We start from the raw sequence: 13,381 nt of genomic DNA on the forward strand, positions 1-13,381 counted from the left end.
AACGCGCGTGATCAGAAGCTGGCGCGGACACCGACGCGGTACTGGTTGGCGTTGTCGATGAACTCGACTTCGCCGACCAGGCCCCAGGTGGTGGTGAAGTTGACCTGGCCGCCGAGGGTACCGACGAATTCGCCTTCGTCCACGTCGCTGCCGTCGATGTAGCCGGCCTTGATCCAGGCTTCGGTACGCGGCGAGGGCTTGCCACGCAGGCCCAGGTTGCCGAAGCCCAGGGTGCTGGTATCGGACGAATTGCCAAGCGAACGGCCGCCGCGACGCAGATCGGATTCGACCTTGGAGCGCAGCACGCTGATGTCGGCGGTGAATTCGACGCGCTCGGTCATTTCCTGGCGGTAACCAATACCCAGATTCGCCTGCTGCAGTGTGCCTTCGAGCACGAAGCCCGCGCCCAGGTTGAAGTCCTTCTCGGCACGCTGGTAGCCAGCGAACACGTAGACGGGCTCGGCGATCTGCCACGAACCGCGGATGTAGCCGCCATCCAGGTCGTCCGAATCGTCGTTGACGCTGATCTCGGTACGGTTCCAGCCGCCTTCAACGTAGCTATAGCTCAGGCCTTCCGCAGACGCGGCAAACGGGGCGGCGGCCAGCACGGCAGCCAGAATCAGGGTAGTGCGCATTGAGTGGTCTCTCCGAAATGATGTCCGTGTCTCCACCCCGTTGCGGGGCGGAAGGGCGACGTCTCCCGTCGCGGGGCGCAATTTAACAGACTCTTCACAAAACTGGCTATGGGGGATTTCCTGACATGACGCAGCGTCCTGTCAGCCATGGCTTTCAGACAGCTGAGGGCAGAACAGGCGCTGCTAAACTGCGCGGGCCGGTTCGCTGGCACTCACGAACGTCTTCAGGGCGGGGTGCGATTCCCCACCGGCGGTAGGCACGTGCAAGCGTGCGAGCCCGCGAGCGCTTCGCCGCGATGGTTGGCACTGCATGTGTCGGGCATCGCGCGAAGGTCAGCAGATCCGGTCCAATGCCGGAGCCGACGGTATAGTCCGGATGAAAGAAGACGGCCACCGCGCAGCCTTGCGGCTGTGCGCGCGCCTGTTTGCTTTGCCTTGTGGCGTTTTTCGCTCAACTCCTGCGAGAAACGACTATGTCTTTGCATCACCCGCTGCGCTGTAATGCACCTGTCCACCGCCCGACGTCCGCGCAGCGCTCGCTGCAGAAGGGGGCGAGCTGATGTTCACCGGAATCATTGAAGGCGTCGGCCGCCTGGCCGCGCGCCAGCCGCAGGGCGGCGATGTGCGTTTCACCTTCGCCACCGGCAGCCTGCCGTTCGACGCCGTGCAGCTGGGCGAGAGCATCGCGGTCAATGGCGTGTGCCTGACCGTGATCGCGTTCGACGCAACCAGCTTCCAGGCCGATGCGTCCACCGAAACCCTGTCGCTGACCACATTGGGTGCGTTGCCCGAAGGCGCGGTGCTCAACCTCGAACGCGCGATGCGGCCCACCGACCGGCTCGGTGGGCATCTGGTCAGCGGGCATGTGGATGGTCTGGGCCAGGTGCAGTCGGTGCATGGCGATGCACGGGCGCAGCGCTGGCGGTTTGCCGCTCCGTCATCGGTACTGCGCTATGTGGCCAAAAAAGGCTCGATCTGCGTGGACGGCGTCAGCCTGACCGTCAATGAGGTGGACGAAGACGGGTTCGAGGTTGCGCTGATCCCGCATACGGTGGCCAACACGGCGTTTTCCGCAACCGCGGTGGGCGCGGCGGTGAATCTGGAAATCGACCTGGTGGCGCGCTATGTCGAACGCCTGCTCGGCGCGCGGGGTGCGGCATGAACTTCGCACCGGTTCCCGAGCTGATCGAAGAGTTGCGTGCCGGGCGCATGGTGGTGATCGTCGACGACGAAGACCGCGAAAACGAGGGCGACCTGATCATGGCCGCCGAGCTGGTCAAGCCGTCGGACATCAACTTCATGGTGACCCACGCGCGCGGGCTGGTGTGCCTGTCGCTGACCCGCGAGCGCTGTGCGCAGCTTGGGCTGGCGCCGATGGTGCGCAACAACACCGCGCAGTTCCAGACCAACTTCACCGTCAGCATCGAGGCGGCCGAGGGCGTGACCACCGGTATTTCGGCCTACGATCGCGCGCACACCGTGCGTACCGCAGTGCGCCCGGATGCCCGGCCGCAGGATCTGAGCCAGCCGGGCCACATTTTCCCGCTGATTTCCCAGCCCGGGGGCGTGCTGACCCGTGCCGGCCACACCGAGGCCGCCAGCGACCTGCCGATGCTGGCCGGGCTGGAGCCGGCCGGCGTGCTGGTGGAAGTGCTCAACCCGGACGGCAGCATGGCGCGTCGCCCGCAGCTGGAAGTGTTCGCACGCGAGCACGGGCTGAAGATGGGCTCGATCGCCGACCTGATCGCCTACCGCCTGGCCAACGAGCACACCGTCGAGCGGGTGGACGCGCGCGAGATCAGTACCGAATTCGGCCCGTTCCAGCTGGTGACCTACCGCGACCGCATCGCCCACGACCTGCACTTTGCCCTGGTGCGCGGCGCTGCTGATCCGGCCACGCCCACGCTGGTCCGGGTGCAGGTGGAAAACCCGCTGGCCGACCTGCTGCACTGGCAGCGCGAGGATTTCGGCGTGGCCGCCACCGATGCCTTGCGCGCGATCGCCGCCGAAGGGCAGGGGGTGATGGTGGTGCTGTCGGCCCCGCGCGACAGCGAATCGTTGTTGGCACGGCTGCGCCAGCAGCCCGAAGCTGCGGCCAACGCCAAGGATGTAAGCCAGTGGCGGCGCAATGGCGCCGGTGCGCAGATCCTGGCCGAGTTGGGCCTGGGCAAGCTGCGCGTGCTCGGCACCCCGCGCCGGCAGGTGGGTCTGGCCGGGTTCGGGCTGGAGGTGGTGGAGTACCTAGAGTGCCATCCCGGCGAAGGCGTGCGCTCAGTGCCGCCGTCCGCGGTCCCCTGAGCTGGCGGCGAGCCATTGCCGCCGTCAGCTGATCCGCCCCGAAGACCCCGGCCGCTGCCGGTGCTGAGGCCGGGCTGGCGGCGCGCGCCGTCAGTCGTGTCCCGGCCCGGTGTCGGCGGCCGGTTGCCGCCGTGGGCTGCGCCAGCTGGCGCACCGGCGGCGAGTCGCCGCCCCGTCTGTGTCTTGAACCGGATGGCCGGGTCTGCTTGTGCGGGACCCGGCCTGCACGCGGCGGCCGGGCCTGGCGCGGCAGCTGTTAAACTTCCCGCCCCCTCGAGTTGCCGACCCGCATGACCCACTACGAAGGCGATCTCCGCCCCACCACCGCGCGCTTTGCGATCATCGCCAGCCGCTGGAATGCCCGCATCACCGACGTGCTGGTTGCCGGCGCGCGCCAGAGCCTGGCCGGCAACGGCATCGGCGAGGACGCCATCGACGTGATCCGCGTGCCCGGCGCCTGGGAAATCCCGATCGCTGCCAACCGCGTGGCGCAGTCCGGCCAGCATGGCGCGATCATCGCGCTGGGCTGCGTGATCCGTGGCGATACCCGCCACTACGAGCACGTGGCCGACCTGTGCGCCGAAGGCCTGATGAGCGTGCAGTTGCAGACCGGCGTGCCGGTGCTCAACGGCGTGCTGGCGGTGGAGCGCGTGGAGGATGCCGAGGCGCGTGCCGGCGGCAGCCACGGCAACAAGGGCGAGGAATGCGCGCTTGCGGCGCTGGAACTGGTGAATCTGATGGAGTTGTTGCCATGAGCAAGTCCGGTGGACATGCCCGCCACGGCCGTCGCGACGGCATCGACCCGGTGCTGCGCTCGCGTGCGCGCCGCCGCGCCCTGCAGGCAGTGTATGCGTGGCAGATTTCCGGCGGATTCGCCAAGCAGGTGATCGCCCAGTTTGCGCACGAGCAGGCGCACGAGGTGGCTGATCTGGCGTACTTCGAAAGCCTGGTCGATGGCGTGATTGCCAATCGCGTGGAGCTGGATACCGCGCTGACGCCGTATCTGGACCGCGGCGTGGAAGAGGTCGATGCGATCGAGCGTGCAGTACTGCGCCTGGCGGCCTACGAGTTGCTGTACCGGCAGGACGTGCCGTACCGCGTGGTGATCAACGAAGCGATCGAAACCGCCAAGCGCTTCGGCTCCGAACATGGGCACACCTACGTCAATGGCGTGCTCGATCGCGCGGCGGTGGAGTGGCGCAAGGTGGAGTCGGGTGCCTGAGGCGCCGAGATTCGGCATTGGTGATTCGGGATTGGCAACGAGCGACGGTGCCTGTAATGCAAGGTGCTAGCGCCTTCGCTTGAGCGGCCCAGCCGTGGCTTGAGCGACGCCACCCTGCCCTGCCGCATCCATCGATGGTGCAGCTGGTCGGCTGTCGTTCCATACCTCGCAAAGCCCGCTGTCACCAATCCCGAATGCCCAATCCCAAATCCCGGCCCTTCAAATGCCTGAATTCGATCTGATTGCCCGTCTGCGCGCGCGCATTGCCACGCGGGCCGACGTGCCGTTGGGCATTGGCGACGACGCGGCATTGCTGCAACCGCCGGCAGGCGAGCAACTGGCCATCACGGCCGATACGCTCAATGCCGGGGTGCATTTTCCGCTTGAGACGCGCGCCGACGATCTCGGCTGGAAAACGCTGGCCGTCAATCTGTCCGATCTTGCCGCGATGGGCGCGCAGCCGCGCTGGTGCACGTTGTCGCTGTCGTTGCCGCACGACGATCTGGCCTGGGTGGAGGCATTTGCCGATGGCTTCTTCGCGCTGGCAGATGCGCACGAGATTGCCTTGGTCGGCGGCGATACCACGCGCGGGCCGCTGTCGTGTGCGGTGACTGCCATCGGCAGCGTGCCGCCGGGTGCGGCGCTGCGTCGCGATGGCGCGCGCGTGGGCGATGACGTGTGGGTGACCGGTGCACTCGGCGAGGCGGCGGCGGCGTTGTCGTTATGGCAGGCGGGCCAGTTGGATGTCACGCGCGTGGCGGCTGATCCGGTGCACGAACGCTGGCGTGGCCGGCTGCTGCGTCCGCAACCACGGGTGCAGGCCGGCCTGCGCTTGCGGGGTCTTGCGCACGCCTGCGTGGATGTCTCGGACGGTCTGCTGGCCGATCTGGGCCACTTGTGCGAGCGCAGCGGTGTGGGCGCACAGTTGGCGTCAGCGTCCTTGCCGGCGATGGCGCGCAGCGCAGGAATCAGCGCACTGCAATGCACCGGCTGGCAATTGGGCGGCGGCGACGATTACGAGCTGTGTTTCACCGCCGCGCCACAGCACCGCGACGCCGTGCTGCAGGCGCTGGCATTTGCCGACGTCGCGGCCACGCGCCTCGGTCGGATCACAGCCGCGCCTGGCGTGGTGGTGCACGACGCCGAGGGCCGTGCCTGGCAACCACCGCAGCGCGGATACCAGCATTTCGTCGGCTGACCCGTAAGGATTGCTGCAGGCGCGAATGCTGCGCTGCTCGATGGCAGCGGCGGCGGGGTGATGCGGCGCGCAGCAGCAGGTGCTTCGATCATCGGACCGAGTGACGTTGTCTCGACGATTTCGTGGCCCTCATCGCGCAGCTGCAGCGCCAATTTCTCTGCTGCTTGCGCAGCAACCGCAGGCACGATCGCCCCGGCAGCGACGCGCGTGCGCATCGAGTCGGGCCGGGATTCGAGAATTGCGAATGCCGTGTTCGCCACATCCGCTCGTTGACACTTCTCCCGCAGGCGAGAAGTGGACGTGCCCTGCCGTGCCGATCCGGATCTGAGACAGGCGATTGCCTGCGCCAACGGGGACCAGGCTGGCCCTTATCTTCGCCTCCCCATTCCCGATTCCCGGCCCTTGAGCCCCACCGTACCGTCTGGTACGTTCGCTCGGCGCTCTCCCCGAACCACGGATGCATGGCAATCGCCGCTGGGCCATCCCGGCCCGGCCTCGCGTGGGAGAGAGCAGCATGAACAGGGTTTGGATCCGAGGCATCGCCGCCATCGCGTTGCTGGTCGCGGCGGCGTCAGCAACTGCGGGCGCTTTCAGCAAGACCTACGAACGCATCCCCGGCTGGGATGGGGCGCCGATGGGCGCACTGGTGCTGGTGCCGCAAGGGCAGGGGAGCGGGCCGTTTCCGCTGATCGTGATGCCGGCCAGCTGGTCGTTGCCCAACCTGGAATACCTGGGCCGGGCTACCCAGCTGGCCAGCGATGGCTACGTGGTCGTCAGCTACACCTCGCGCGGGTTCTGGGACTCGGCCGGGCAGATCGACATTGCCGGGCAGGACACCGTGGAAGACGTCAGTGCGGTGATCGATTGGGCATTGGCGCACACGCCCTCCAATCCCGATGCGATCGGTGCGTCGGGCATCTCCTACGGCGCGGGCATCAGCCTGCTGGCCGCCGAGCGCGACCCGCGCATCAAGGCGGTGGCGGCGCTCAGCGGCTGGGCGAACCTGGAGGCGTCGCTGTATTCCAATCGCACCGTCAGCCAGCAGGGTGTCGGTCTGTTGGTGGGCGCAGGCGCGCTGACCGGGCGGCCGGGACCGGATCTGGCGCAGATCGGCGCACGCGTTGCGCAAGGCGATTACGACGGCGCGGTGCAGGGCTTCCTGCCGCAGGCCGCCTCGCGCAGCCCGGCCACCGACGTGGCGGCCCTCAACGCGCGCGGCACCGCCGTGCTGCTGGGCAATGCCTTCAACGACGGGCTGTTCCCGCCGAACCAGACGATTGCCTTCTTCAATCAGCTGCGCGGCCCCAAGCAGTTGCTGCTCAGTCAGGGCGATCACGCCACCACGGAGTTGCCCGGCGCGCTGGGGCTGCCGAACGAGGTCTATACGGCGGCCACGCGCTGGTTCGATCGCCATCTCAAACAGCTGCGGAACGGCGTGGACGCCGAGGCACCGGTGCGGCTGTCGCCGCGCGCCGGGCAATGGCTGGCATATGCGGATTGGGCGGCGGTGCAGCAGGGCAGCACGCGCCTGGGACTGTCTGCACCGACCGGCGTGCTCAGTCCGACCGGTGGGTTGATCGGCGGCACTGCCAGTGGCTGGCAGTCGCGCATCGCCACTGATGTGCCAACGGTGGCAGACTCCGGCGTGGTGCTGGTCAGCGGCCTGCTGCAGGGCATCGGCGTGCCGGTGACCACCTCGATTCCGCTGGTCAACCGCGCCGGTGCTGCGGTGTGGGTGGGCTCGCCATCGAACGGTACGCGGCGGCTGGCGGGCAGCCCGTCATTGCGAGTGACCGTGGTACCCAGCCAACCGAAGGTGAGCCTGTTCGCATATCTGTATCGCATGGACGCCCTGGGCGTGGCGCACCTGATCACGCATGCGCCGTATTCGCTGCGCGATGCAACGCCCGGCCGCGCGGTGACGCTGGACTGGCAGCTGCAAGCGGCAGCAACAGAGATTCCTGAGGGGCAGCGGCTGGTGCTGGTGATCGATACCCGCGATGCGCGTTACACGGATGCCAGCGACGGCGGTGGCACGGTGACATTCTCCTCGCCGGTGGCGACGCCTTCGGTGTTGAACCTGCCGCTGCGTTAATGCGTCGACCAGCGTGCGGCGCATGGCGTTTTCGTGGAGTGGGGTGGGCCTGGGTTCCGCATGCGGAGGTATCGGATGACACGCCAGGGTTCGGAGCCAGGCAACGCCATGACCTCAAGAACCTTCCGCTGGCGAATGATTGCTAGCCTGGATGATTGAGCTTCAGAGCTTCAGAGCTTTAGAGCTTTAGAGCGTCAAAGCTGCAGCTCTGCACCGTTGCTGCAGGGCCCTTGCCCGCCCACCATCGCGGGACACGCTGCAAGTACGTCCTTGTAAGCTCCGTGGCGGCATCCATGCCGCCAAGGGTCCCGCGACGGTGGGCGGGCAAGGACCAGTCGAGATGGTCGATGTGCATGGATCTCAACCAGCGACTAGCAAGCTGGTGCCGCGGTGTCTTTGCTCTTCAACAAAACCACCAGTCAACTGTCTGGCGTGGTGTCCTCGCCGCTTGCGGGACCGTGTGGCGGCATGGATGCCGCCACCGAGCCTCCACGGACGGATTCACGGCGTGTCCCGCAAGCGGTGAGGGCGCCGCGCATTCGACCAGACGTGAAGACAGCCAAGCGATCGCGACACGCACAGTGCAGCCGTCTCGATCTGACTGCTCAATACCGGCAGATCAGGTGGAAAGCGGATCATCTTCGCCTTTGCTGCAGGGCCCTTGCCCGCCCACCATCGCGGGACACGCTGCAAGTACGTCCCTATAGCTCCTTGGCGGCATCCATGCCGCCAAGGGTCCCGCGACGGTGGGCGGGCAAGGACCAGTCGCGTTGGTCGGTGCGCAAAGTTTTCAACGAGCAACGACAAGCCGCGACACGCTGTCTTGATTCTTCGACAAAACCACCAGCCGACTGTCTGGCGTGGTGTCCTCATGGGTTGCTGGACCGTTGGCGGCATGGATGCCGCCACCGAGCCTTCTCTGTTCGGAATGTGGCAGCGTAGGTGTCCAGGGCCTGCGTGGGCACCGCACGCTCGCAGGCCTCGGCTCGACCTGGCAGGAACGTGCCTGCAGCTCATCCGCATTGCATGATTTATGCGGAATTTACGCGGCGGCCAATTCAGGTCCATAGCGACTTTACGCCGGGCAGGCAGAGACTGCGCGCAGTGGCGGAGCGGTTCCGCCGTGGACGATCCTGATGCATCCCTTGACCTGTCTGCTCCATCGGCGCGGCGCGCACGGTGCGGCAGCGCTTTGCCGTGTTGGCACGCGCCCGTTGCCTACGCCGTCGCACCTCGCATCCAACGCGACGCGCTGTGCGCGTCTGGGGGAGTAGCCCATGCCTGCCTGGATGTCCCTGTTGTGCGGCGTGGCCGTACTCGTTGCTGCGGCCTACCTGTTGTACGTGGTGCTGCGGCCCGAAGACTTCTGATGCGAGTGCGCTCCAATGAGTGAAACCTTTCTTGTCTATGCGCTGGCCATCGTGCTGGCGTGGCCCCTGGGCCGTTATCTGGCTGCGGTGATGCGCGGCGCGCCGATGCGCGGCGATGCGTTATTCGGCTGGATCGAGCGTCCGCTGTATGCCTTGCTCGGCACGCGTCCGCAGCAGGGCATGTCGTGGCGCGGCTACAGCGTGGCCTTTCTGCTCAGCAATCTGGCCGTCGGCGTGCTGACCTGGGTGGTGTTCATGACCCAGGCCTGGCTGCCGTTCAACCCGGACGGCATCGCGAACCTGCGCTGGGATACGGCGCTGCACACCATGGTGTCGTTCGTCACCAACACCAACCAGCAGCATTATTCCGGTCAGGCGCAGCTGTCGTATCTGGCGCAGATGACCGGCATCGTCGGTCTGCAAGTGGTGACGCCGATGATGGGCCTGGCGTTGGCGGTGGCCACCTTGCGCGCGTTGTTCGGTGGGCGAGTGGCCGCGGGTTTGCCCGATGCCTTGCCGGTATTGGATACGACGGCGACCACGCGGATGCAGATGGTCGCTCAGCCCGATCCGGACGCAGCAGCAATGCGGCAGGGATGGCAGCAGCCGACGCCTGACGCAGCGCTTTCGCCTGACGCCGACGTGGGCAATTATTGGGCCGACGTCATCCGCGCCAGCGTGCGCGTGCTGTTGCCGCTGTGCCTGTTGTGGAGCGTGCTGCTCGGCTGGCAAGGCGTGCCGTCCACCTTGCAGGGCGCGGCGACCGCAACGCCCCTGGATGGCAGTGCCAGCATGCCCAGCCAGACCATTCCGGTCGGCCCGGTGGCGGCGATGGTGGCGGCCAAGCAGCTCGGTACCAACGGCGGTGGCTGGTATGGCCCCAACAGTTCAGTGGCGCTGGAAAACCCCACGCCGTTGAGCAATCTGCTTGAAACGCTCGCATTGGTATTGCTGCCGATGAGCGTGGTGTTCATGGTCGGCTCTCTGACCGGGCGCAAGCGCCTCACTGCGTTGGTGTTCGGCACCATGCTGACGATGTCGGCCGCGTCCACTGCATTGTTGCTGTGGTCCGAAGCGCACTCGGCCAGCGCGGGCTCGCCCGCACTGATGGAAGGCAAGGAAGTGCGCATCGGTGCCGATGCTTCGGCGTTGTGGGCGGCATTGACCACGCAGACCTCCAACGGCTCGGTCAACGCGATGCACGATTCGCTGGCGCCGTTGAGCGGCCTGGTCACGTTGGTCGACATGCTGATCAACGCCATCTGGGGCGGCATTGGCTGTGGCTTGCAGCAGTTCGTGGTGTATCTGTTGCTGAGCGTGTTTCTGGCCGGGTTGATGACCGGACGTACGCCGGAATTGTTCGGCCGCAAGATCGAAGCACGCGAAGTGCAGTTGCTTGCGTTGTTGATTCTGCTGCAGCCGCTGGTGGTCTTGGGCTTCACCGCAGTGGCGCTGGCGGTGCCGGCATTCACGGCCAATTCCAATCCTGGTTTCCATGGCATCAGCCAGGTGTTCTACGAGTACACCTCGGCGTTCGCCAACAACGGGTCCGGTTTTGAAGGCCTGGGCGATGCAACGTATTGGTGGAATCTGAGCTGCTCGGCGGTGTTGGCGCTGGGGCGCTATCCGGCCTTGATCCTGCCGCTGATGGTGGCCGCGCGCATGGCAGTGAAGCGGCGCGCGCCGGAGTCGGCTGGCAGCCTGCAGGTCGAGACGCCTACCTTTGCGCTGACCCTGATGGCCATCGTGCTGGTGCTGACCGTGCTGCAGTTCATGCCGGCACTGGTGCTGGGCCCTATCGCTGAACACCTCGCCCTGGCGGCGTCCTGAGAGTCTTGAGCAATGTCTACGATCGATACGACTGAAAAACGCGCGCGCGGCGACGCGGCGTTGTTCGACGCTGCCGTGCTGATGGCGGCGATGCGCGCGGCCTTCATCAAGCTGTCGCCGCGGCATCTGCTGCGCAGCCCGGTGATGGCGGTGGTGATGGGCGGCACGGCGCTGGCGGCGGTGATAACCGCCAGCGGGCATGGCAATGCCGGCTTCGGCTGGGCGGTGACGGCGATCCTGTTCGTCACCGTGCTGTTCGGCAATTTCGCCGAGGCCATTGCAGAAGCGCGTGGCCGCGGCCAGGCCGCCTCGTTGCGGCGTGCGCGCAAGGATCTGGTGGCACGCCGGGTGGAAACCGCACTGGGCGGGCGCGAGACGCGCGTGCCCGCCGCCGAGCTGCGACCGGGCGATTATGTGATGGTGTCCGAAGGTGAATTCGTACCGGCCGATGGCGAGATCGTGCGTGGCGTTGCAACGATCAACGAAGCAGCGGTGACCGGCGAATCGGCACCGGTGCTGCGCGAGGCGGGCACCGACCGCAGCGGTGTGATCGGCGGCACGCGGGTGCTCTCCGACGAGATCGTGTTCAAGGTCACCGCCGAACCCGGCCAGAGTTTCCTGGATCGCATGATCGCGCTGGTGGAAGGCGCCAACCGGCAGAAGACACCCAACGAAATCGCGCTGACCTTGTTGCTGGCCGCGATGACGCTGACCTTCCTGATCGTGGTGGCCTCGTTGCCGGCGATTGCCGGGTTCGTCGGCGTCACGCTGGATCCGTTGCTGCTGATCGCGCTGCTGGTGTGCCTGATCCCCACCACCATCGGTGGCTTGTTGCCGGCGATCGGCATTGCGGGCATGAACCGCGCGCTGTCGGCCAATGTGCTGGCCAAGTCCGGCAAGGCAGTGGAGGTGGCCGGCGACGTGGATGTGCTGCTGCTCGACAAGACCGGCACCATCACCTACGGCGATCGGCAGGCCACTGCGTTTCATCCGTTGGCCGGCATCGACCGTGCGCAACTGCGCGATGCGGCGATGCTGGCCTCGTTGGCCGATCCGACGCCGGAAGGTAAATCCATCGTCAAGCTGGCACGCCAGCAGGGTGCCGTGGCGGTCGAGCCGGAGGGCGCGCATTTCATCGGCTTCACCGCGCAGACGCGCATGTCCGGCGTGGATCTTGCCGGGCGCAGCATCCGCAAGGGCGCCGGCGATGCGATCGTGGTCTATGTGCAGGCGCAGGGCGCCACGGTGTCGCCGGAATTGCAGGGGCGTATCGAAGAAGTCGCGCGTGGCGGTGCCACCCCGTTGGTGGTGGCCGAAGGCCGGCATGTACTCGGTGTGGTCGAACTGAGCGATGTGGTCAAGCAGGGCATCAAGGAAAAGTTCGCGCAGCTGCGTGCGATGGGCATCAAGACGGTGATGATTACCGGCGACAACCCGCTCACCGCCGCTGCCATTGCCGCCGAAGCCGGCGTGGACGACTACATCGCCCAGGCGCGCCCGGAAGACAAGCTCGCGCGCATCCGCGCCGAGCAGGCCGGTGGGCGGCTGGTGGCGATGGTCGGCGACGGCACCAACGATGCACCGGCGCTTGCCCAGGCCGACGTGGGCCTGGCGATGAACTCCGGCACGCAGGCGGCCAAGGAGGCCGGCAACATGGTGGACCTGGATTCGGATCCGGCCAAGCTGCTGGCGGTGGTGGAAGTGGGCAAGCAACAGCTGATCACGCGTGGCGCGTTGACCACGTTCTCGCTGGCCAACGACGTCTCCAAGTATTTCGCGATCCTGCCGGCGCTGTTTGCCGCCGCCATCCCGTCGATGGCCGCGCTCAACGTGATGCAGCTATCGAGCCCACGTCACGCGGTGCTGGCAGCGTTGATCTTCAATGCCCTGATCATTCCGGCGTTGATTCCGCTGGCCTTGCGCGGCGTGCGGTTTCGTCCGTCCAGCGCCACCGCGTTGTTGCGCCGGAACATGCTGATCTACGGGCTGGGCGGCGTGCTGCTGCCGTTTGCCGCCATCAAATTGATCGACCTGGCGCTTGCCGCCACCCTGGGTGCCTGAGCCATGACCACATCTTCCATCACCACTGCCACCACACTGCCCTTGCGCGATGACGGCGCAGTACGCGCATCGATCGTGCTGGCGCTGTTTATCTTGTTGGGATTGGGCCTGGCCTACTCGCTGATCGCCACCGGCATCGCCGGTGCGCTGTTTCCGGCCCAGGCGCACGGCTCGCTGCTGCGCCAGGACACGCGCGTGATCGGGTCGGCCCTGGTCGCCCAGCCCTTCAGCGATGTGCGCTACTTTCAGCCGCGCCCATCGGCGGCCAAGTACGACCTCACCGCGGCCGCCGGCAGCAACCAGGCGCGCTCCAACCCGGATCTGCAGGCGCGCATTGCCGCCACCCGTGCCGAGGTCGCCGCGCGCGACGGCATCGCCCCGGACGCAGTGCCCGGCGAACTGCTGACCCAGTCCGGCAGCGGCCTGGACCCGCACCTGAGCCCGGCCGGTGCCCAGGTGCAGGTGCGCCGCATCGCCGCTGCCCGCGGCTGGCCGGAACCACGCGTCAGCGCGCTGCTGCAGGCTGCGATCGAGCCACCCCAGTTCGGCCTGCTCGGCCAGCCGCGAGTGAATGTGCTGGCGCTGAACCTCGCATTGGATGCGGCGGGAAGTGGCGAAGCTGGAAGCGACGGCGAAACAAAGCACCCGCACTAGAAGCGATGCTTGTAGCCT

Annotated in this window: 11 protein-coding genes and 1 riboswitch; of the genes, 10 read left to right on the forward strand and 1 reads right to left on the reverse strand. The window is 66.8% G+C overall.

Annotation, left to right across the window (positions count from 1 at the left end; all coding sequences use genetic code 11):
• Positions 1-11: 11 nt before the first annotated feature.
• Positions 12-635 (reverse strand): hypothetical protein, encoded by a 624-nt coding sequence (locus RZV17_RS03980; RefSeq protein ID WP_355607424.1) that lies wholly within the window; start codon positions 633-635, stop codon positions 12-14.
• Positions 636-851: 216 nt separating this feature from the next.
• Positions 852-1,027: riboswitch (FMN riboswitch) on the forward strand.
• Between the two features lie 167 nt (positions 1,028-1,194).
• Here RZV17_RS03980 and RZV17_RS03985 point away from each other — a divergent pair.
• From RZV17_RS03985 to kdpC, 10 genes are all read left to right on the forward strand, one after another.
• Positions 1,195-1,797, forward strand: coding sequence for a riboflavin synthase (locus RZV17_RS03985; protein ID WP_047697646.1), 603 nt, complete (start codon positions 1,195-1,197; stop codon positions 1,795-1,797).
• Positions 1,794-2,933, forward strand: coding sequence for a 3,4-dihydroxy-2-butanone-4-phosphate synthase (gene ribB / locus RZV17_RS03990; protein WP_104579080.1), 1,140 nt, complete (start codon positions 1,794-1,796; stop codon positions 2,931-2,933). Before RZV17_RS03985 ends, ribB begins: the two co-directional genes overlap by 4 nt.
• Positions 2,934-3,223: 290 nt before the next feature.
• Positions 3,224-3,688 carry a 6,7-dimethyl-8-ribityllumazine synthase gene (gene ribH, locus RZV17_RS03995; protein ID WP_003490334.1) on the forward strand — a complete coding sequence of 155 codons (465 nt, stop codon included), beginning with the start codon at positions 3,224-3,226 and terminating at the stop codon, positions 3,686-3,688.
• Positions 3,685-4,155 carry a transcription antitermination factor NusB gene (gene nusB, locus RZV17_RS04000; RefSeq protein WP_184371670.1) on the forward strand — a complete coding sequence of 157 codons (471 nt, stop codon included), beginning with the start codon at positions 3,685-3,687 and terminating at the stop codon, positions 4,153-4,155. The genes ribH and nusB overlap by 4 nt, the downstream gene beginning before the upstream one ends.
• 223 nt (positions 4,156-4,378) lie before the next feature.
• Positions 4,379-5,353 (forward strand): thiamine-phosphate kinase, encoded by a 975-nt coding sequence (gene thiL / locus RZV17_RS04005; protein ID WP_184371675.1) that lies wholly within the window; start codon positions 4,379-4,381, stop codon positions 5,351-5,353.
• Between the two features lie 514 nt (positions 5,354-5,867).
• Positions 5,868-7,448: a CocE/NonD family hydrolase gene (locus RZV17_RS04010; RefSeq protein ID WP_355607429.1), complete on the forward strand. Its 1,581-nt coding sequence runs from the start codon at positions 5,868-5,870 to the stop codon at positions 7,446-7,448.
• A 1,277-nt stretch (positions 7,449-8,725) separates the two neighbouring features.
• Positions 8,726-8,818: a potassium-transporting ATPase subunit F gene (locus RZV17_RS04015; RefSeq protein ID WP_039408212.1), complete on the forward strand. Its 93-nt coding sequence runs from the start codon at positions 8,726-8,728 to the stop codon at positions 8,816-8,818.
• Positions 8,819-8,833: 15 nt separating this feature from the next.
• The gene (kdpA, locus tag RZV17_RS04020; RefSeq protein ID WP_104580970.1) at positions 8,834-10,648 is read left to right on the forward strand and encodes a potassium-transporting ATPase subunit KdpA; all 1,815 of its coding nucleotides are present in this window, start codon (positions 8,834-8,836) and stop codon (positions 10,646-10,648) included.
• Between the two features lie 12 nt (positions 10,649-10,660).
• Positions 10,661-12,709, forward strand: a complete 2,049-nt coding sequence (kdpB, locus tag RZV17_RS04025) for a potassium-transporting ATPase subunit KdpB (RefSeq protein ID WP_355607433.1) — start codon at positions 10,661-10,663, stop codon at positions 12,707-12,709.
• 3 nt (positions 12,710-12,712) lie between these two features.
• The gene (gene kdpC, locus RZV17_RS04030) at positions 12,713-13,363 is read left to right on the forward strand and encodes a potassium-transporting ATPase subunit KdpC (protein ID WP_355607436.1); all 651 of its coding nucleotides are present in this window, start codon (positions 12,713-12,715) and stop codon (positions 13,361-13,363) included.
• Positions 13,364-13,381: the final 18 nt, after the last annotated feature.

Origin of the sequence: Xanthomonas cannabis (assembly GCF_040616535.1) — a bacterium.
GTDB classification, from domain to species: Bacteria; Pseudomonadota; Gammaproteobacteria; order Xanthomonadales; family Xanthomonadaceae; genus Xanthomonas; species Xanthomonas cannabis.